Source organism: Mycobacterium sp. E3339 (genome assembly GCF_001666915.1).
Classification (GTDB): domain Bacteria; phylum Actinomycetota; class Actinomycetes; order Mycobacteriales; family Mycobacteriaceae; genus Mycobacterium.
Map to the genome: position 1 here is coordinate 1 of NZ_LZIZ01000222.1, position 19928 is coordinate 19928.

Genomic DNA, 19928 nt, shown 5'->3' on the forward strand with positions numbered 1-19928 from the left:
CGGGCTACTCCCGCACCACTATCCGTGAGATCGCCCGCACCGCGAACGTCACCAGCGCCAGCCTCTACAACTACTTTGCGAACAAGTCCGAGCTGCTGGACGCCGCCGTCGAGGAGATCGAGGGAATCGCGCTGCCGCGGCTGCAGGCCGCGGCCGAACGGGCCGACGGCGTGGTCGAACGCCTCGCGGCGGTGTTGGACGAGACGAACCGGTTGATGCGCGAGCATCCCCACCTTGCCGCATTCGACCGCGCGGTCCGCGCCGAAAGCAACGAACACCCGGCGCGCGGTCGCCCGCAGTACCCGGGGCTGAAAGCGTTGCGCGACATGATCGTCGAGATCCTTCGTGACGCAAGGGTGCGGGGCACGCTGCCGTCCGGTACCGACCCGGGCGCCGCGGCCGACGCGATCCATGCGCTGGCGTGCGGGCTCACCGAACGCGCGGCCAGCCTGGACGCCGACGCCTATGAGGCCACGCTGGTTGCGGCGAAGGAGTTGATCAGTGGGACGCTATTCGCGCGCCCAGCGAATCGCCCCAGCTCCACAACGCGACGCCGATCAACACCACATCCTTGAGCAGGAATTGGCCGGGCAGCGCCGACAGCACGGGTATGCCGCCGGCGTGGCTCGCGACCACCCCGGGCGTGGTGAACAGGAAGCTCAGCGTGCCCAGGAACAGCACCACCGCCAGCGCGCTGCCGACCGCCGACCCGCGCGGCCACACCGGCCGCAGCGCAATGAGAACCGCCGCAACGATTTCCATGGTCCCCAGCAGGCGCGCCACCGCGGTGACGCTCAGCACGTCGTAGACCCAGCTCATCAGCGGGCTTTGCTCGATGAGCACCCGGGATTCCATTTTCACGTACTTCCCGAACCCGATCCAGGCCAACACGACGACCAGGCCGTACCGGCCGACGAGTTGTCCGGTCCGGGTCAGCGACTGCGCCGCGCGAGAGGGGCTGGGGGCGGCCACGGCAGATTCGACATCGTCCACAGGGCAGGCACGAGGGACACCCCGCTTTCGTTCAACGGCCGAACGACTACCCGGGGTAGCGATCGCGCAACTGAGCCAGCGTCGCTTCGATGCCGGCGGCGTTGCCTTTGGTCGCTCCGATCAGGTCGTAGTACCGCAACGCGTTCTTGACCGCCCCGGCGTCGTGGTAGTCGAACGTCTCGGTGACGCGGGTGCGGGTCGGCGAGAGCGCCTCGAATTCCCACCGCCACCGGTGGCCCAGCGGGTGGCGCCATTCGACCAGTTCGTTCGGTTTGAGGGCGGTCACCGTGCTGGTGATGCGATACGGCAGGCCGTACATCTTCATATTGGTCGAAAACTTCGACCCCACAGCCATTTCCGCGGGCACTTTGATGTTGTCCCGGACGGTGCCCGACCCGTCCAGCTCGCTGTGCCGGCGGGGGTCTACGGCCATCGCGTACAGCTCGGCGGCCGGCGCGGCCACTTCGACCGACCGGCTTACCCGTCGTGGACCCGCGTCGACAACGTTGACGGTCATGTTCTTTCCTTTCGGCTGTCCGGCGGCGTCGACTCGACGCTACGCTCGCCGAGTCGAATTCAGAACACCCGAATTGCCCCACCTTGCCGGGGCCGCGGCGGGCGCGACGGGAGCCCACGCCGAAAGGAGCCAAACAACTTATGACTCAATCGATTTCGGGCAAGGTGGCGCTGATCACCGGCGCCGCACGGGGACAGGGCCGCGCCCACGCCGTACGCCTGTCCGCCGAAGGCGCCGACATCATCGCGGTGGATATCGCCGGGCCGTTGCCACCGAGCGTCCCCTACGACTCTCCGACCGCGGATGACCTGGCCGAGACGGCCCGCTTGGTGCAAGCCAACGGCAAACGGGTCATCCCCGCAGCGGTGGACATCCGGGACCTGGACGCGCTCAAAGGCGCCGTCGACCGCGCGGTCGGGGAGCTGGGCCGGCTCGACATCATCGTCGCCAATGCCGGGATCTGCAGCCCCGCGCCCTGGGACCAGATCACCGCGGAGGCGTTCCGCGACACCATCGACACCAACGTGACGGGTACCTGGAACACGGTGATGGCCGGCGCTCGACACATCATCGACGGCGGTCGCGGCGGGTCGATCATCCTCATTGGATCGGCGGCCGGCATCAACATGCAGTCGTTCATGATCCACTACACGGCGAGCAAGCACGCCGTGGTCGGGATGGCGCGCGCGTTCGCCGCCGAGCTCGGCCGGTACAACATCCGCGTCAACAGCCTCAACCCCGGAGCGGTGGCCACACCGATGGGCACCGGGCGCATGCGTGAAGCCCTGCACGCGGCCGCCGACAGCTACCCGCACCTGCGCGGGCTGCACAAGCCGCTGTTGCCCGAGGGCACGGCCCAGCCGGAGGACATCGCCGACGCGGTCGCCTGGCTGGCCTCCGACCAGTCCCGCCTGGTAACGGCCAGCCAGGTTTCGGTCGACATCGGCGTGGGCTACGTCTGAGGCGGCGGGCAAAGCGCATCGCGGATCGCCCAGACCGTTGCCGCTATCGCTCCTGATCGATATGGTCGCCGGTCATGGGCGTATTGCGGTTCCTCTGGCAACGCGTGCTTGCCTTCGACCGCCTCGGTTCGCGCATTCCTCAGCTAATCCAGATCTGGCTGCTGGAGTTCTTCGTCGTGATGCCGTTGACGTTCTTCATCGGAAAGGTCATCGACATCCACGGCGCGCTGGGCGTGCCCGGCACCGGCGAACGGCTCGATGGGACCTTCTGGGGCGCGCTCGTGGTCTCGCTCGTGTTCGGATTCTTCTTCGTCCGCTCCCTCGTCAGGCCCCGCGTGGTGCAGGGGACCTGGACGCCGACGGTTCGCGCCGACGTCGGCCCGGTGACCGTCTACGGGGGCAACACCGCCTGGCGCGTCACGTACCCATACCTGACCAGTCACCCGTCGTACGCGCTGCTCCTGTTGATCACCGCCCCGATCCCGGCGGTGATGCTGGCGGCCACCGTCAACCAGGGCGACAGCACGTTCTACTGGCGGGTCTGCGGCATCGTCGGCCTGATCATCATCGCCTGCATGGCGCTGGCGCGCGTATTGGCTTGGTACGTCTTCCGATTCGGGCGCCGTCAGCTCGACGCGCAACTGCGCGGCCTGGCGATCTCGCCGCGTCGGCTCGGATGGGAGATCGCCTGGAAACCGGTGCTGGTCCTGGTGGTCTTGATGTACGCCATCGCCTGCATCCCGTTGGGCGCACTGTGGCTGAAGGAACAACGGACCATGGCCGGCCTACCGGTCGCCACCGCCGCCGATGCGGAACATCCCGGCGAGTATCGCCGGGTGAAAGGTGCGGTGGCCGCCGGCCCCGTCTACTGGGCGCCGCGGGGGGCGGGCCGCGGCGGTAACAACTACGCCGGGGCCGGGGTGCTGGTGGCGCTGGCCACCGGGGGTGAGGCGCTGGTGCTCGCCGAGTCCATGGCGGTCCCCGACTTCAAGGGCATGATGGCGCGCGTTCACCACGGCGAGCTCACGGCCACCGGCAAGGTGATCGCCGCCGTCACGCCCGACGAGCGCAAGTACTACGGCTTCGATGAGGGCGCGTTTCCCGCGCCCGGCGCCCAGGGCCGGGTCATGCTGCTGTTGTCCCAGCCCTGAGCCGATCGGGCACAATCGTTCTGCCGCGAAGGGCACTCCTATTTGTGCCCCATGATGGAAGTAGCGCCCGAAGGCATATCCCCGACGGGTATCCCCGCGGCAATGGAAGGAGTGACATGGTCAGCGAGTACCACGTCAGCGGGATGAGTTGCGGGCACTGCGAGGCCGCCGTTCGGGCCGAGGTGGAGCACGTCCCCGGGGTCGACGACGTCGAGGTCAACGCGCGCACGGGCCGGCTGGTCATCACCAGTTCCCGTCCCGTCGACGCCGCCGCCGTACTCGCCGCGGTCGACGAGGCCGGCTACGAGGCTTCCCTGGTCGCATGAGCGCGGCGCCGGTGCACCATATCGAGCTGCAGATCGGGGGGATGACCTGCGCCGCGTGTGCCGCCCGGATCGAAAAGAAGCTGAACAGGCTCGACGGGGTGGCCGCCACCGTCAACTACGCCACCGAGAAGGCCGCCCTCACGGTTCCCCCCGGGTACGACCCGCAGGTGTTGATTGCCGCCGTCGAAAAGGCCGGTTACGCCGCCGCCTTGCCACAGCCGCGGCGAACCCGCGCGAAGGCCGACGACCCCGAGCTGGGCGCGCTGCGCGCCCGCCTGATCACCGCGGCGCTGCTCGCCGGCCCGGTGATCGCCATGGCGATGATCCCGGCGTTGCAGTTTCGCTACTGGCAGTGGGCGTCGCTGGTGCTGGCCGCCCCCGTGGTCGTGTGGGCGGGCCGGCCCTTCCACGCCGCCGCCTGGACCAACCTGCGACGCGGCGCCGCCACCATGGACACCCTCGTCTCGATCGGCACGCTGGCGGCATTCCTATGGTCGCTGTACGCGCTGTTCCTGGGCACGGCCGGCGGACCGGGGATGCGCGACGGCTTCGGCCTGACCGCCCGGCCCTCGGACGGCGCCGGCCACATCTACCTTGAGGTCGCCGCGGGGGTGACCCTGTTCGTGCTGGCCGGCCGGTACTTCGAGCGGCGCTCCAAGCACACCGCGGGCGCGGCGCTGCGCGCCTTGCTGGAGCTGGGCGCAAAGGACGTCGCCGTGCTGCGCGACGGCGCCGAGACCCGCATCCCCGCGGACCGCCTCGCCGTCGGCGACGAGTTCGTGGTGCGGCCCGGGGAGAAGGTGGCCACCGACGGGATCGTGGTCTCGGGCTCCTCGGCCGTGGACGCCTCGATGCTCACCGGCGAGTCCGTCCCCGTCGAGGTCGGCGCGGGCGACAGCGTCACTGGAGCCACCGTGAACGCCGGCGGGCGCCTGGTCGTGCGCGCCACCCGGGTCGGCGACGACACCCAGCTGGCACACATGGCGAAGCTGGTCGAGCAGGCCCAATCGGGCAAGGCCGAGGTGCAGCGGCTCGCCGACCGCATTTCCGGGGTGTTCGTTCCCGTGGTCATCGGCATCGCCCTAGCAACGCTCGGCGGATGGCTGGCGTTCGGGTCCCCGGCCGCCGCGGCCCTGACCGCGGCCGTCGCGGTGCTGATCATCGCCTGCCCGTGCGCGCTCGGGCTGGCGACCCCCACCGCCCTGCTGGTCGGCACGGGCCGCGCCGCCCAGCTCGGGGTGCTGATCAAGGGGCCCGAAGTGCTGGAGTCCGCCCACGCCGTCGACACGATCGTGCTGGACAAAACCGGCACCGTCACCACCGGCAAGATGACCCTGGTCGACGTGATCGGCGGGCCGGGCACCGACCGCGAGACCCTCCTTCGATACGCCGGGGCGCTCGAGGACGCGTCCGAACATCCCATCGCCCAAGCCATCGCCGCCGCCGCCAAAGCCGAGGTCGGCGCCCTGCCCGCTGTCGACGGGTTCGCCAGCTTCGAGGGCCACGGCGTGCGCGGCAACGTCGACGGCCACACCGTGGTCGTCGGGCGCGCCAGCCTGCTGGCCGAATGGGGCCAGTCGCCCGACCCCGCGCTCGCGGCGGCCCTCGTCCGCGCCGAGGATGAGGGCAAAACCGCCGTTTCCGTCGGCTGGGATGGCCGGGCCCGCGGATTCCTCGTCGTCGCCGACACCGTCAAACCCACCAGCGCCGAAGCGGTCGGCCAGTTCAAGCGGCTGGGCCTGACGCCGATCCTGCTGACGGGCGACAACGGGACCGTCGCGCGTCGGATCGCCGACCAGGTCGGCATCGCGCGGGTCATCTCGGACACGATGCCGGCGGACAAGGTCGCCGCCATCAAGCGGTTGCAGTCCGAGGGCAGGGTCGTCGCCATGGTCGGCGACGGCGTCAACGACGCCGCGGCCCTCGCGACCGCCGAGCTCGGGGTGGCCATGGGCACCGGCGCCGACGTCGCGATCGAAGCCGCCGGCCTCATCGTCACCCGCGGCGACCTACGCGCGGCCGTCGACGCGATCCGGCTCTCCCGCCACACGCTGACCACCATCAGGGCCAACCTGTTCTGGGCCTTCGGCTACAACGTCGCCGCGATTCCGCTCGCGGCGCTCGGCATGCTCAACCCGATGCTCGCGGGCGCGGCGATGGCCTTTTCCAGCGTTTTCGTGGTCACCAACAGCCTGCGGCTGCGCTCATTCACCAGCACCGCGGCGGCGTAGTTCGCCACGCCCGCGCGCCGCGTTGGCAGGCGGGCTGGTGAGGCTGGTGTGGGATAGTTGTTCCGACCTCGACCACGGGCCCGCCCGCAGCGATCGACTTAGCAAAGGCAACGACCGTTGGACCAATTCTTCGGACGACTGTCCTTGCTGCACGGCTGGTTCCCGCCGGCCGTGCAGGGACTGACGCTGTTGGTGCTGGTCTTCGCCATCCAATGGCGCGCGCGGCGCTGGCACAAGTGGGTGCTGCCGGCGGGGCTGATCGCCGCGGCCGCGGTGACCGCGCTGTCGTACTGGTACATCACGTCGCTCGGGGTGGCCGGGGACCCGGCGCCGACCACGCTGTGGCTCTGGATCGCGCTGAGCGGCCTGGCCGCCGCGGTGGTGTTGGTCGGCTGGCCGGGCACGCGTTGGTGGCGGCGCGGGCTGGCGGTGCTGTCCGTCCCGCTGTGCGTGCTGTGCGCGGCCCTGTCCCTGAACGGGTGGGTGGGCTACTTCCCGACGGCGCTCGCCGCGTGGAACCAACTGACCTCGGTGCCGCTCCCCGACCAGATCGACCGGCTGCGGGTCACCGAGATGCAGGTCGCCGGCACCAGGCCGAGCAAGGGCGTGGTCGTGCCGGTGGACATCGACGCCGACGCGTCCCACTTCCCGCACCGGCGGGAATTGGTGTACCTGCCGCCGGGATGGTTCAACAGCAACCCGCCGCCCCGGCTGCCGACGGTGATGATGATCAGCTCCGCGTTCAACACCCCGGCCGACTGGCTGGGCCCCGGCGGCGCCTTCACCGCGATCGACAACTTCGCCGCCGCGCACCACGGCTTCTCCCCCGTGCTGGTGTTCGTCGACCCCACCGGCTCGTTCGACAACGACACCGAGTGCGTCAACGGCAGCCGCGGCAACGCCGCCGACCACCTGACCAAAGACGTCATCCCGTTCATGGTGTCGAACTTCGGCGTCAGCGCCGACCGGGCCAACTGGGGCGTTGCCGGCTGGTCGATGGGCGGCACCTGCGCGGTCGACCTGGCCGTCATGCATCCCGAGCTGTTCAGCGCGTTCGTGGACATCGCCGGTGACCGCAGCCCCAACGTCGGCCCCAAGGACCAGACGATCGCCAAGCTGTTCGGCGGCAACCGGACCGCCTGGGCGGCGTTCGACCCGCTCACCGTGATCGCGCGCCACGGTCGCTACACCGGTTTGTCGGGATGGTTCGACGTCCCGGGGTCCTCGGAGCCGCGCAACGTCGCCGAGGAAGCCAACCCCACCGCCGGCGCTTCCGACACCGACCCCGCCGCCAACCCCGAGGGGCAGGACGCCGCCGCCAACGCGTTGTGCTCGGCCGCCGCCGCCAACGGCATCGACTGCGCGGTGGTCAGTCAGCCGGGCAAGCACGACTGGCCGTTTGCCGCCCAGGCGCTCGAGGCGGCGCTGCCCTGGCTGGCCTCGACGCTAGGCACCCCCGGGGTCGAACCGACGCCGCTGCCGCACCGCAGCGGCGGCGAACCACATTAATCACAAAATTCACAGCTGACCCTCCCGTAACGCATCCGACATATTGATCCTGGTAGTGGTACGGTTCGCTGCTGATGGCTGGCGATTTCGTGCACGACGGGCGACCCCTTCACGGGTCGGCCCGGCGCCCGCAACGGCACCGCCAACCCCGGCACCAGTCCGGTTCCATCGCCCCGGGCCTTCGGCTGCCCGCGATGAGCCGCCGCCAATTCCTGGGTTCGCTCGCCGCCTCCGTCGTCGCCGGCGTGGGCGCCGCCCGGCTGGTGGTCGACCCGCAACCGCAAACCTTCGCCCAGGCACCTTCGGCGCCCGTTCCGGTTTCCGGCCCCACCGCCCCGGCGGCCCTGCTGCCGCCCCCACCGCCCGACGCCCGCATCCCCCTGCCCGGCGGTGGCGCGCTGATGAAGATCCCCGGCGAAGGTGACCTGCTCGCGCTGACCGTCGACGACGGCGTCAACAGCGAGGTGGTGCGCGCCTACACCCAGTTCGCCAAGGACACCGGGGTGCGCCTGACGTACTTCGTCAACGGCACCTACGACTCGTGGACCGAGAACAAGGAAATGCTGCGGCCGCTGGTCGACAGCGGGCAGATCCAGCTCGGCAACCACACCTGGTCGCACCCTGACCTGACGACGCTGACCAAGGAGCAGGTGGCCCAGCAGCTCACCCGCAACGACGAGTTCCTCAAGAAGACGTACGGGATCGGCGCGAAGCCGTACTGGCGGCCGCCGTACGCGAAGCGCAACGCCGTCGTCGACGCCGTCGCGGCCGACCTCGGCTACACGGTGCCGACGTTGTGGTCGGGGTCGCTGTCGGATTCGACGCTGATCACCGAGGACTACATCGTGCAGATGGCCGATCAGTACTTCACCCCGCAGGCCATCGTCATCGGGCACCTCAATCACCTGCCCGTGACGCACGTCTACCCGCAGCTCGTCGACTTCATCCGGGACCGAAACCTGCGCACGGTCACGCTCAACGACGTCTTCCTCAAAACGCCCTAGCGGCCGGCGACCGCGGCGAGGCGCCCGTCAAGGGTGGCGTGGAAGTGCCCTGCGGCGCTCTCGTGCCGACCGAACTCCACGAATTCGTTTGCACCCGAGCGCAATCCGTGCTGCACGCCCTCCGACATCTCGTTGTCTTCCACCGCGCCCAGGGCGATGAAGCTACCGGCACCCGCCGGGTTGCTCGGGGCATGGGCCGAATCGAACTCGGGTTTGACCATCGTGTAGACGACGAGCGTGCTGTGGTCGATGTCGAGCGGGTCGACCACGATCACGAGCACCAGGTCGGGAAAGGTCGCCACCATGACATTGGGGAACAGCTGGTACAGGTACGTCACCCGCGCGTCCGTCGTCCAGCTGCTCTCCGGTCGCTCACGCAGCCGCTCGATGTTGCGGTACGGGAACGTGATTCGACTGTTCGGGCCGAACGTCTCAACCACGTTGAGGTCGTCGTATTGCACCGGGAAGAAGGTTTCCTTGTGCGTCGACCGGATGTGGTAGCCCTCCAGGAACTGTTCGACCAGCACCTTCCAGTTCATTGCCTTCGGGGTGGACTCCACGTACACCAGCCGGCTCGCCGGCAGCAGCTTGTCCCGCCAGGCGGTCCCGTCGGACAACGCGGCCAGCGCCTCGTCCAGCAAATCCGCTGTGCCCGTGGCTAAGTCGAGCGCGCCGATCACGACGAGCCCGTCGACCTCGCGGCTGGGAACCTCGACCAGGCCGCGGGTCGACGCGTCCAGGCCGGGGAACGCCTCGGCGTGGGGCACGTGCGAGAGCGCTCCATCCAGGCGATAGGTCCAGCCGTGGTAGCGACACACCAAGGCGTGCGAGCAGCCGGCCCCCTCGACGAGCGCGAAGCCGCGATGCCGGCATGCGTTGCGGAACACCCGCGCCTGTCCGTCACGGCCCCGCACGGCGAACAGCGGCACACCGAAGGCGATGCGCTCGACGTGGTCGCCCGGGTTGGGGATCGTCGCCGAGGGCACGAAGACGCTCGGCATCGCGCGCAGCAGCCGCAGCTCCTGGGCGAATCGGCTTGGGTTCAAGTAATTTTCGACCGGCTCGCGCCAGGCATCACCCTCGTCGGTGGTACCGGCGTCGACATGGGCGAGGACGCGCCGCACGATCTCCGCATCGTCGGCGAGCACCGACTTGGTCGGCGAACTCATTCGAGCAGTATCACACTATTGATGTCACGCGTCAATGAAATGGTGATACGGTTTCAGCCGTGCCCGCCGCATCGCGATCCCGAGCGAGCGACCTGATCGACGGCCGGCCGCTTAGCGCGCGCTCGGTGCTGGCCTCGGCGCTGCTCGGGTCGGACGGGGGACGCCTCACGGTGGCGGAACTGGTCGCGGTGGGTTCGCTGTTCGGGATCAGCCCGGGCGCGACGCGTACCTGCCTGTGGCGCATGGTGTCCAACGGCGAACTGACCGCCGACGACGGCAGTTACGCGCTCGCGGGCAGACTTTCGGAGCGCCGTCAGCGGGTCGACGAGGCGGCCCGAATCGACGACGCGGCCGCCTGGGACGGAACCTGGGAACTGGCGATCGTCGCGCTCGAGCGCAGGTCGGCCACCGATCGCCTCGAACTGAGGAAGGCGGCGACGGCGCTGCACCTCGCCGAGCTTCGGGAGGGCGTGTGGGTCCGGCCGGATAACCTTGATCCGCAACGGTTTCCAACCCTAAAGGCGGTAGTTGACCAGCAGTGTACCCACTTTCACGGAGCCGCCACCGACATCGCCGCCGACAAGGTGCGAACACTTTTTTCGCTGGATGAATGGGCCGACGACGCCGCGTCGCTCATCGATGCCATGAACGCCGCGCTCGAGGCCGGGCGGGGCGACGATTCGACCCGAAGGTTCACTTCCGAGTTCGCGCTATCGGTCGCCGTCGTCCGGCATCTCCAGCTCGACCCGCTGCTGCCCGCGGAGTTGATCGGCAGGCGCTGGCCCGGCCGCACGCTGCGCAGCACCTACCGGCGGTTCGATCACGCCTTCAAGCAACGGATGCACATCGCCTTCCGTGCGCCATAGAACGCTTACAGCGAGTCGACGATTTCCTTCGCCTCGCGCAGCCCCGCACCGGTCAGCTCGCGGTACAGCTTGATCGCTGCGATCTTGTTCCCGGAGCGGGCGAGGCCGACGACTTCCGTGGGCACACCGTTCTCGAACGCACCCGGCGCGGCACCGCCGGCCTCGCTGCCGAACGTCGGGCATTCGATCCCGAGTCGATCCGAGAGCAGGCGCACCTGGTGCTCGAGCAGCGCAAGACGGCGGTAGACGAGCGGATCTTCCATCCCGTCACGATAATCCGCCGCGCGCCGTCGAGCGCGGTGACCGAGCGCGTCAGCCGGCCGGCAGGATGTTCTGGTTGATGTGGAAGACGTTGTCCGGATCGTATTGCGCCTTGATCTCGCTGAGGCGCTGGTAATTCGGACCATAGGTCGCGCGGACCCGGTCCTGGCCCTCGTCCATCATGAAGTTGACGTAGGCGCCGCCCGCCGAGTGCGGATGGATGGCCTCCCAGTACTCCCTCGTCCAGCGCTTCAACGCCCCCGCGTTCGCCGGGTCGGGATCCACCCCGGCAATGACCTGCGAGTAGGTGACATCCCGGTAAGCGAAAGCGGTTTCGGTCTCACCCACGCGGTGGACGGCGCCGTCGATCGGGTAGAGATGCATCGTCGAGTGCATCGTCGGCAGGCCCTCGGTGAAGTGGGCGTGGGCTTCAACGGCGGCATCGGGGATGGTCCGGATGAAGTCGCCGCGCCAATACCATTGCAGGCCTTTGGGATACAGGGTGTCGAAGGTGGAGTTCAGCGCGGGATACGGGGCGGCGGCCAGGCCCTCGAAGGCCGGTTGCATCTGCCGCACGGGTGCGAACACCTCGTCGGCTCGGGCGGGATCGCCGGTGTAGCACCACATGACGGCGCAGGCCTTCTGCAGGTGGAAGGCCTCGGGGAACGGCGCCGCCGGCGGGACGGTCATGGCCGCGAAGAAGCCGTAGAGGTCCTCGTCCTGCGCCGGCAGGAAGTCCCGATACCAGCGCAGGATGTCGGCGGTGGCCGACGCGGGCCAGGCCGTGGGACCACAGATCACCGTGTGCACCGGATGCAGCCGGAAGGCGAACGAGGCGACGACACCGAAGTTTCCGCCGCCGCCGCGCAGCGCCCAGAACAGGTCGGGGTGCTCCGACTCGGACGCGGTCACCACGCGGCCGTCGGCCAGGACGACTTCGGCCGCCAGCAGGTTGTCGATGGTGAGGCCGTGCTTGCGGGTGAGGTAGCCGTGGCCGCCGCCCAGGGTGAGGCCGCCGACGCCGGTGGTCGAGATGATGCCGGCCGGCGTCGCCAGGCCGTGCGCGTGGGTTGCCGCGTCCACCTGCGCCCACGTCGCTCCGCCCTGGACGCGGGCGGTGCGCCGATCGGGGTCCACGTCGACGCGGTTCATCGGCGACAGGTCGATCACGAGACCGCCGTCGACAGAACCGAATCCGGGCCCGTTGTGGCCCCCGCCGCGCACCGCGACCGCCAGGTTCGACGCCCGCGCGAATTCGAGGGCACCCGCGACGTCGCGGGTCGACGCGCAGCGCACTATCACCGCCGGCCGTTTGTCGATCATGCCGTTGTGCAGCGCGCGGGCCTCGTCGTAGCCCGGATCCGCGGGCAGGATCGCCTGGCCGCCGAATTGGCCGCGGAGTTCTTCGGTTGCGGTTGTCAGGCTCATGTCCCGCACCTCCTCTTCGCTTCGGTCAGACTTGCTGCCGCGACGCTACGTATTGAAAAGGCCCTGCGTCATGACCACAACGAAGCATTTCCGAGGTAGCCAACGATAGTCACATCTGACTATCGACCGGCCAAGACGGTGCGATTACGTTGATCCCATGGCGCAATGGGTGCCGCCCCCGCTTCCAGCGGAACTGATGGCGCGCCGCCGCGGCCCGCTGGTGGGCCGCGACGCGGAACTCGCGGCGTTCGAGCGGGCGTGGGAACGGGTCGAGGGCGGTGACCGCCAGGCGGTGTTCATCGGCGGTGAGCCCGGGGCCGGTAAGACGCGGTTGGCCGCCGAGGTGGCCGGCACCCTGGCGGCCCACGACGTCGCGGTGCTCGTGGGCGCCTCGACGGCCGACGAGGACGTCCCGTACGCGCCCTTCGCGGTCGCGCTGGACCGGCTGCTGACCGCCACGCCGCCCGGCTCGATGGCCGACATGCTGGCCGACGTCGGGCCGCAACTGCGCCGGTTGTCGGCCCAGGTGGACCGGCATCTGCCCGACGCCGGTGCGGTGATGGACGTCGGCTCGCCCCGGCAGGCGCTCTTCGACGCCTTGACCGGCTTCCTGCGCCGCCTGGCCGCCGACCGCCCCGTCGCGCTGATCGTCGACGACCTGCACTGGGCGCAGCTGCCCACCCTGGCAATGCTCGAACACGTGCTCATCGCGTGCGCCGATGTCCGCATGCTGTTGGTGGCCACCTTCCGCACGACCCCGCCAGACCGTTCCGACGAGCTCGCCACGCGGCTGGCCGAACTGCACCGCTTCGACGGGGTCCGACGCCTGGACCTGGCCGGGCTGGACACCGAGGCGATCGCCGAATTCGTGCGCCGCACGCAGCAGTTGGCGCCCGCGTCCGCGCGCACGGCCGCCGCGCTATTGCGCGACAAGACCGGGGGCAACCCGTTCTTCTTGACCGAACTGGTCAACGACTTGGAGGTCCGCGGCGGGCTGGCGACGTTGGGGGCGCAGCAGACCGTCCCCGCTTCGATCGGGGACGCCATCGCCCGCCGCCTGGCCGGGCTCGGGGCCGGCGTGCGGGGCGTCATCGAGCAGGCCGCGGTGTTGGGAGAAACGTTCGATCTGCCCGCGTTGATCGCCGCGAGTGACACCGATCTGCCCGCGACGCTCGCGGCGGTCGATTCGGCCGAAGCCGTGGGGTTGGTCCGCGCGGTTCAGGACTCCGACGGGGAGTTCGCGTTCGTGCACGCGCTCACCCGCGAATCGGTGGTGGGCGGCATGGCGGCGTCACGGCTGCGGATCATGCACGCCCGGGCCGCCGAGGCGCTCGAGGGCCGGGCGGACCCGTCGGTCGTCCCGCGCCTGGCGAACCATTACCTGCGGGCCCACGTCCTCGGCTACCACGAACAGGCGCTGCGGTACGCGCACCAGGCGGCCCGGATGGCCGAACAGAGCCTCGCCTACGAGGACGCGGCGAGGTGGTTCGAGCGGGCGGCGTCGCTGCCCGAGATGAACCGCGCCGATCGGGCCAGGCTGGATCTCGACGCGGCCGCCAATCACGTGCGCGCGGGTGATTTCGCGCGGTCGCGCGCGATCTACGATCGCCTGAGCGCGATGGATGACCCGCTGATCCGCCTGGGCGCCGCCGTCGGCTACGAGGAAGCGAATTGGCGTCGGGGACAGTCCGATTCGAAGGCCGCGGACCTGCTGGCGTCGGCGCTGGAATCCTGCGGCCTGGATACCGAGGACCCCCGTTATGTCCAGGCGCTCGGCAGCTTCGGGCGGGCGCTGGCCTTCGCCGGTGAGGCGTCGCGGGCGCGCGACATCGGCAACAAGGCGATCGAACGCGCGCGAGCCTTGAACGATCCGGCGGTGCTGATGCACACCCTGAAGACGAGCCTGTGGCACGGGCTCACCCCGGAGCTCTGCGAGGTGCAGGCGGAGCGTTCGGCCGAGGTATCCCGGATGGCGCTGGCGCGCCGGGACTATGAGGTGCTGGGGGCGGCCTCACACTTTCGCGCCATGGTCAGCTATCTGGCCGGCCGGCCCGACGACCTGCTCGCCTCGACCGCGGACATGCGGCGAGCCGGTCAAGCCTGCGGGCAGCCCGTCTTCGGCTTCGTCGGCGCGTGCGTCGAGCAAGCGCTCGCTTATCTGCGCGGTGACTTCGCGGGTGCCGAGCGGTGGGCCGATATCGCCTTGCGCACAGGCGATTTGTTCGACGCGGAGGACACCGAGGGCTCGAACGGGGTCCAGATGTTCATGATCCGGCGCGAAACATCGGAATTGAAGAGATTCGCCGGATTCGTCGACGGCAGTGAGACGTTCACCGGGCGGTGGGTGCCCGGCCTGCTGGCGTTGTACACCGAGCTCGGCTGCGAGGCCGGCATGACCCGGGCCCTCAATCATCTGCTCAATCGCAAGCTCGGCGACCGCACCAACGAGGCGCAATGGCCGATGGAGCTGGTCTTCATGGTCGAGGCGGCGTTGGAGCTGAGCAACCGGGAAGCCCTGCATGCGCTGCGCCCGTTCGTATCTCGCTACGCCGGCAAGAATCTGGTCGCCGGCCAGTTCGTCGCGCTGTTCGGCAGCGCCGACCGGTACCTCGCCCGGATGGCGGCGCTCGATGGCGACGCCGCCGCGGGCGAGCGACATTTCGCCGCGGCCCTCGAGATGGACCGCCGGATGGGCTCGGTGGTCCACGTCGGCGAGACGCTGGCCCGCCACGCGGCGTTTGCGGCGTCGCGCGGCGGGACCGAGGAAGCGCGGCGCCTGGCCGGGGAGGCCCGGGCGATCGCCGCGCCGATCGGACAGCAGCGGGTCGTCGACCTGGCCGATGCGCTGCTGTCGTCGAGCGCCGAGGGCCCGGACGGCTTGACCGAGCGGGAGGTCGAGGTGTTGCGGCTGCTCGCCGAGGGGTTGAGCAATCGCGCGATCGGTGAGCGCCTGTACATCAGCACCAACACCGCCGCCAACCATGTCCGCAACATCCTGATCAAGATCGGCGCCGCGAACCGCACCCAGGCGGCGATGTACGCCGCCGACCGGGAACTGCTCGGCTAGTGACCTCAGATGTCCGACGTGGCCCCAGTGGGCATGACACGATCGCGCATCTCGACGATGACGTCGGCGGGGGAGCTGGCCCGCGCGGCCGCCGTTCTGATCGCCTCGGGCGACGGCGCCTCGTACAGGCAATAGGTCTTTCGTTTGTCCGCCGACAGGAACGAGTACATCCAGCGGACGCCCTCCTGGTCGTTGATCCGATTGATCCCGTCGGCGACCTCGAGGCTGGGTTCCAGCTCCTCGGCGAAGTTGCGCTCGACCATGAAGATGGGCACGGCGGACTCCTGTTCATTGTCTTGGGTCGAACCTACGCCCTGAACGCCCGCTAAGACGAACGATTTGCCCGTGCCGTCACTCGGGCGCCGCTTCGGCGGCATGGACGAGCAGCAGCTGCAGGGTTTCGCGCAACTCGCCCAATCGCTGGCGGCCCAGGACCCGCGCCCAACGCTCCTCCAAATCGATTGCATGGGAGCGCATTACCCGAAGCGCGTGCCGGCCGCGCGTCGTCAGCTCGATGATGCGCGCTCGGGCGTCGACCGGATCGGGTGCTCGGGACACGTAGCCATGCCGCTCCAGGGCGGCGATTGCCTGGGCAACCGCCTGACGGGTCACGCCGAGCCGGTCGGCCAGGTCCGACGCGTGCAGTCCCCCGGCCGCCAGCGGCACCAGGGCAACCGCTTGCGCCGGGCGGATGCCGTCGAGTCCCGCGGTGGCGAAGGCCGCCCGCAGTCCCGGCGCCCCCGATGCGGCCACCAGATTCACCAGCGCCGGAACGGTGGGCTGCCAATCGGGATGCAATGGCCGTCGCATGGGGAAGAGTGTGCCATTCGGGCGTTGATTGACAAGTAACTTGTCAAAAGCGGCGGCGGCTGCCACGATGGCGGCATGCCATCGCGTCGGGCCCGGGGTGCCGGCCTCTGCGTCATCGCCGTCCTGACCGTCTTGCTGGGCGGGTGCCTGGGCGGCGGCGGGCACGCACTGGGAACGCCCGGCGCGCAGACGATCCCGGTCGGGCAGTCGACCCAGAGCATCGAATCGGGCGGTATCAGCCGGTCCTTTCACCTGTACCGACCACAGGGCGTCTCCGATCCGGCCCCACTGGTGGTGATGCTGCACGGCGGTTTCGGCAACGGCGAGCAGGCCGAGCGCGCCTACCACTGGGACGCCGAGGCCGACCGCGGAGGATTCCTGGTCGCCTACCCCGACGGCCTCAACCGCGCCTGGAACGGCGGCACCTGCTGCGGACAACCGCAGCGCGTCGACGCCGACGACGTCGGCTTCATCACGACCATGGTCGCCGCCATCGAACAACAGTTGCCCATCGATCGGGCGCGCGTCTACGCCACCGGCATGTCCAATGGCGCGATGATGGCGCTCCGGTTGGGCTGCCAGTCCGACCTTTTCGCGGCGATCGCTCCGGTGGCGGGAACGCTGCTGACCGACTGTTCCCACGCCCGGCCGACCTCGGTGCTGCAGATCCACGGCACGGCCGACGACCGGGTCCCCTACAACGGCGGCCCCGGAAAAGCCTTCGCGGCCAACGGGACTGCCCGCGTCGACGGGCCATCGGTGGAGTCCGTCAACGCCACCTGGCGCGCCATCGACGCGTGCGGACCGCCGAATGCGACCACCGTGGGTGACGTGACCACGCATACCGCCGGGTGCGCGGACGGGCGCACCGTCGAGTTGATCGCGGTGGCGGGCGCCGGTCACCAATGGCCGGGCGGTGAGCCCAGCCCCCTTGCCGAAAAGCTCGCGGGCATCCCCGCCCCCTCGTCGGCCCTGGACGCCACCGACACGATCTGGCAGTTCTTCGCCCAGAACCACCGCTAGCGGGCACGCGTTCTCTAAAAGTTTAGAGATTGCCCTTCCCCCGGCGGCGTCCGATTGTTACCGTTCCGTGATGCGCCGGGTTGGGGGAGCTTTCGCCGTCCTGCTGATCGTCACCTCAGCCCTGATCGGGGGCGGGGGCAGCGCCCGCGCCGACGGCGGGGACGAACCGCAGTACGCGGAGTTCTACACGCCGCCCGACCCGCTGCCGCCGGGCCAGCCGGGCGACCTGATCCGCACCGAGCCGTCGCGGCTGGTGCTGGAACCGTCGGGCCAGCTGGGCGCGATCATGGCCACCGGTACCCGAATCATGTACCGCAGCACCGACACTCGCGGTAACCCGATCGCCGTCACGGGCACCTACTTCGAGCCCTACAACGCGTGGCCGGGCAAGGGGCCGCGGCCCCTGATCAGCTACGCGCCCGGCACGCAGGGCCAAGGCAATCAGTGCGCGCCGTCGCGGATGTTCAACCAGGGCATCCATTATTCGGGTGGCTGGGACATCATGTTCAACTACGAGGAGCTGTTCGTCGCCACGATGGTCGCGCGCGGTTTCGCCATCGTGATGACCGACTACGAGGGCCTCGGCACCACCACGATGCACACCTACGTGGGCCGCGTGGCCGAGGGGCAGGCCGTGCTCGACGCCGCCCGCGCGGCGATGCGGCTGCCCGGCACCTCGCTGGATCCCCATGGGCCCGTGGCCTTTTGGGGCTACTCGCAGGGCGGCGGCGCGACCGCATCGGCAGCCGAGCTGGCGTCGGCCTACGCACCCGATCTCCACATCGTGGGCACCTACGCCGGGGCGCCGCCCGCGAACCTCAAGGAGCTGTTCCCCTACGCCGACGGCAGCGTCCTCGTCGGAGTCGTCGGGTACGCCCTCAACAGCGTGATGGCGGCCTATCCCGAGGCCGCCGACGCGATTCGCTCCAAGATGACGCCGCGCGGGCTGGCGATGCTGGAGTCGGTGTCGCGCCAATGCGTCGGACAAACCCTGCTGGACTTCATGTTTCGCCATATCCAGCCGTACTTCACCGAAGACATCAATCAATTGGTCAACGAAGAACCGTTCAGCACCCTGTTCGAGGACCAGCGGATCGGGCGCTACAAACCCAACGCGCCGGTGCTCATCAACAGCAACCGGTACGATCCGCTGGTGCCGTGGACCGCGGCCAACCAACTCGGTCGCGACTGGTGCGCCCAGGGGGCCGACGTGGAATTCCGCACCAACGAGGAACCACCGTTTCTCAACAAGCTGATCATCAACCACGCGCTGCCCATGCTCGTCGACGGCGAGCCGGCCATGCAGTGGATCGCCGCACGCTTCAACGGCGAACCGACCGCACCCAACTGCGGTCAGTTCTAGACTGGACGCATCGCTGCACGTAGAAAGCACAACGCGCCCGAGCGGCGCCGACAGCTCGCCGACGCCGCGATCCAGCTGCTGGGCAGCAACGGAGTCCATGGCGTCAGCCACCCCCGGGTCGACGACCACGCCGGCGTGCCGGCCGGCACCGCCTCGTTCTACTTCAGGACCCGCAAGGCGCTGCTGCACGCGGTGGCAACCCGGTTGGCCGAGCTCGATGTGGCCGACTTCTCCCGGATGGCCGAGCTCGCCGACGACCCGTCGGCGCAATTCACCGGCACCGCGGGGCTGGCCCGCATCGTCATGTACGTCAACACCGAACCCTGGCTTATCCGCGCCAAGGCCCGCTACGAGCTCGCGTTGCTCGCCGGCCGGGACGCGGAACTGGCCGACATCCTGGACGAGTCCGTGACGCGCCTGAACACCCTGGCCCGCGATGTCGTCACCCAATGGCACCCGGCGGCGAGCGCGCCCGACCCGGCGCTGGTCGCCGACCAGGCGATCGCCACCCTGGCCTTGATCAACGGGATCATGCTGACATTCGTCGCGGGACAGCCGGCCGTCGATAGCGCCGAACACCTCGACCGGCTCATCCGCGGCGTCATCGCCGGCGTCGCCGCCGTTCGCGGCGACTGACCGCTATGCCAGCGCGAGCATCCCGTCGATCAACCTGTGCAACACCTGGCGGGTTTCCCGGCGGGTGCGCTTGGGATCCTCGGCGGTGGCGATCAGCATGGCCGCCTCGTCGAGGGCGCCGATCAGCACGTGCGCCAGTGGGCGCACCGGCTGCTTCGGGAACTGGCCCGCCCTGATGGCCTCGGTGAGCAACTGCTCGGTCATCCCCAGGCTGTACCGCTGGGCGACATCGCGAAACCCCGCCCAGCCCAGCACACTTGGGGCGTCGAGCAGCATCAGCTGACGCACCTCCGGATCACCGGACACCTCCAGCCACGCGTCGACCGCGGCGCGAATCGCATCCGCCGGCGTCGTCGCCCCCGACTCGGCCACCAACGTGCCCATCCGCGCCATCACGTCCTGCTCCACAGTTTCGACCACCTCCAGGAAAAGCGCTGCCTTGTCGGCGAATTGGTGGTACATGGCGCCGCGCGTCACCCCGGCCGCGGTCGCGATCTCCGGCGTACCCACGTCCGCGTAGCCACGCAGGCCCCACAGCTTTCGGGCAGCCGCGATCAGCGCGTCGCGGGTCGCCGCGGAGCGCTCTTCCTGAGTCCGTCGCTTGCTTTCCAT

General features: G+C 69.5%; 20 protein-coding genes. 12 read left to right on the top strand and 8 right to left on the bottom strand.

Annotated elements, in window-relative coordinates; translation table 11 throughout:
* Positions 1-575 (top strand): TetR/AcrR family transcriptional regulator (locus A5702_RS20975; protein ID WP_197506651.1); only part of this gene is annotated, 575 nt, incomplete at its 5' end.
* Here the strand turns inward: A5702_RS20975 and A5702_RS20980 are convergent.
* Together A5702_RS20980 and A5702_RS20985 are read right to left on the bottom strand one after the other, a co-directional pair.
* Complete coding sequence (locus A5702_RS20980; protein WP_068223454.1) at positions 499-972, bottom strand: DUF417 family protein; 474 nt, start codon at positions 970-972, stop codon at positions 499-501. The two genes, A5702_RS20975 and A5702_RS20980, sit on opposite strands and share 77 nt — an antisense overlap.
* A gap of 67 nt (positions 973-1039) precedes the next feature.
* The gene (locus A5702_RS20985; protein ID WP_068223361.1) at positions 1040-1510 is read right to left on the bottom strand and encodes an SRPBCC family protein; all 471 of its coding nucleotides are present in this window, start codon (positions 1508-1510) and stop codon (positions 1040-1042) included.
* A gap of 140 nt (positions 1511-1650) precedes the next feature.
* Between A5702_RS20985 and A5702_RS20990 the strand changes: the two genes are divergently transcribed.
* From A5702_RS20990 to A5702_RS21015, 6 genes are all read left to right on the top strand, one after another.
* Complete coding sequence (locus A5702_RS20990) at positions 1651-2472, top strand: mycofactocin-coupled SDR family oxidoreductase (RefSeq protein ID WP_068223364.1); 822 nt, start codon at positions 1651-1653, stop codon at positions 2470-2472.
* 74 nt (positions 2473-2546) lie between these two features.
* Positions 2547-3623, top strand: coding sequence for a hypothetical protein (locus A5702_RS20995; protein ID WP_068223367.1), 1077 nt, complete (start codon positions 2547-2549; stop codon positions 3621-3623).
* 116 nt (positions 3624-3739) lie between these two features.
* Complete coding sequence (locus A5702_RS21000; protein ID WP_068223371.1) at positions 3740-3949, top strand: heavy-metal-associated domain-containing protein; 210 nt, start codon at positions 3740-3742, stop codon at positions 3947-3949.
* A complete protein-coding gene (locus A5702_RS21005; protein WP_068223374.1) occupies positions 3946-6180 on the top strand; it encodes a cation-translocating P-type ATPase in 2235 nt (744 codons plus the stop codon). Before A5702_RS21000 ends, A5702_RS21005 begins: the two co-directional genes overlap by 4 nt.
* Positions 6181-6297: 117 nt before the next feature.
* Complete coding sequence (locus tag A5702_RS21010; protein ID WP_055403578.1) at positions 6298-7689, top strand: alpha/beta hydrolase family protein; 1392 nt, start codon at positions 6298-6300, stop codon at positions 7687-7689.
* 194 nt (positions 7690-7883) lie between these two features.
* A complete protein-coding gene (locus tag A5702_RS21015) occupies positions 7884-8693 on the top strand; it encodes a polysaccharide deacetylase family protein (protein WP_068223459.1) in 810 nt (269 codons plus the stop codon).
* On the opposite strand, the gene A5702_RS21020 is transcribed toward A5702_RS21015, so the two are convergent.
* A complete protein-coding gene (locus tag A5702_RS21020; RefSeq protein ID WP_068223377.1) occupies positions 8690-9862 on the bottom strand; it encodes an SRPBCC family protein in 1173 nt (390 codons plus the stop codon). The two genes, A5702_RS21015 and A5702_RS21020, sit on opposite strands and share 4 nt — an antisense overlap.
* Positions 9863-9921: 59 nt before the next feature.
* On the opposite strand from A5702_RS21020, the gene A5702_RS21025 reads away from it, so the two are divergent.
* Complete coding sequence (locus A5702_RS21025) at positions 9922-10728, top strand: PaaX family transcriptional regulator C-terminal domain-containing protein (protein WP_068223380.1); 807 nt, start codon at positions 9922-9924, stop codon at positions 10726-10728.
* A gap of 5 nt (positions 10729-10733) precedes the next feature.
* Here the strand turns inward: A5702_RS21025 and A5702_RS26495 are convergent, their stop codons facing one another.
* Together A5702_RS26495 and A5702_RS21035 are read right to left on the bottom strand one after the other, a co-directional pair.
* On the bottom strand, positions 10734-10991 hold the full coding sequence (locus tag A5702_RS26495; protein WP_055403575.1) for a ribosomal protein L7/L12: 258 nt from the start codon (positions 10989-10991) through the stop codon (positions 10734-10736).
* Between the two features lie 49 nt (positions 10992-11040).
* Positions 11041-12417 (bottom strand): FAD-binding oxidoreductase, encoded by a 1377-nt coding sequence (locus tag A5702_RS21035; protein WP_068223383.1) that lies wholly within the window; start codon positions 12415-12417, stop codon positions 11041-11043.
* A 157-nt stretch (positions 12418-12574) separates the two neighbouring features.
* On the opposite strand from A5702_RS21035, the gene A5702_RS21040 reads away from it, so the two are divergent.
* Complete coding sequence (locus A5702_RS21040) at positions 12575-15484, top strand: helix-turn-helix transcriptional regulator (RefSeq protein ID WP_068223386.1); 2910 nt, start codon at positions 12575-12577, stop codon at positions 15482-15484.
* 5 nt (positions 15485-15489) lie between these two features.
* Here the strand turns inward: A5702_RS21040 and A5702_RS21045 are convergent, their stop codons facing one another.
* A complete protein-coding gene (locus A5702_RS21045) occupies positions 15490-15759 on the bottom strand; it encodes a DUF4242 domain-containing protein (protein ID WP_068223389.1) in 270 nt (89 codons plus the stop codon).
* Positions 15760-15835: 76 nt separating this feature from the next.
* Complete coding sequence (locus tag A5702_RS21050; RefSeq protein ID WP_067816911.1) at positions 15836-16294, bottom strand: MarR family winged helix-turn-helix transcriptional regulator; 459 nt, start codon at positions 16292-16294, stop codon at positions 15836-15838.
* Between the two features lie 75 nt (positions 16295-16369).
* Between A5702_RS21050 and A5702_RS21055 the strand changes: the two genes are divergently transcribed.
* The 3 genes from A5702_RS21055 to A5702_RS21065 all read left to right on the top strand — a co-directional run bounded on the left by A5702_RS21055 (position 16370) and on the right by A5702_RS21065 (position 19316).
* Positions 16370-17317, top strand: a complete 948-nt coding sequence (locus A5702_RS21055) for a PHB depolymerase family esterase (RefSeq protein WP_068223393.1) — start codon at positions 16370-16372, stop codon at positions 17315-17317.
* A gap of 70 nt (positions 17318-17387) precedes the next feature.
* Complete coding sequence (locus tag A5702_RS21060) at positions 17388-18680, top strand: lipase family protein (protein WP_068223395.1); 1293 nt, start codon at positions 17388-17390, stop codon at positions 18678-18680.
* Positions 18681-18749: 69 nt separating this feature from the next.
* Positions 18750-19316, top strand: a complete 567-nt coding sequence (locus A5702_RS21065; RefSeq protein ID WP_369817957.1) for a TetR/AcrR family transcriptional regulator — start codon at positions 18750-18752, stop codon at positions 19314-19316.
* A 3-nt stretch (positions 19317-19319) separates the two neighbouring features.
* On the opposite strand, the gene A5702_RS21070 is transcribed toward A5702_RS21065, so the two are convergent.
* Entirely contained in the window at positions 19320-19928 is a 609-nt protein-coding gene (locus A5702_RS21070; RefSeq protein ID WP_055403567.1) for a TetR/AcrR family transcriptional regulator, read from the bottom strand.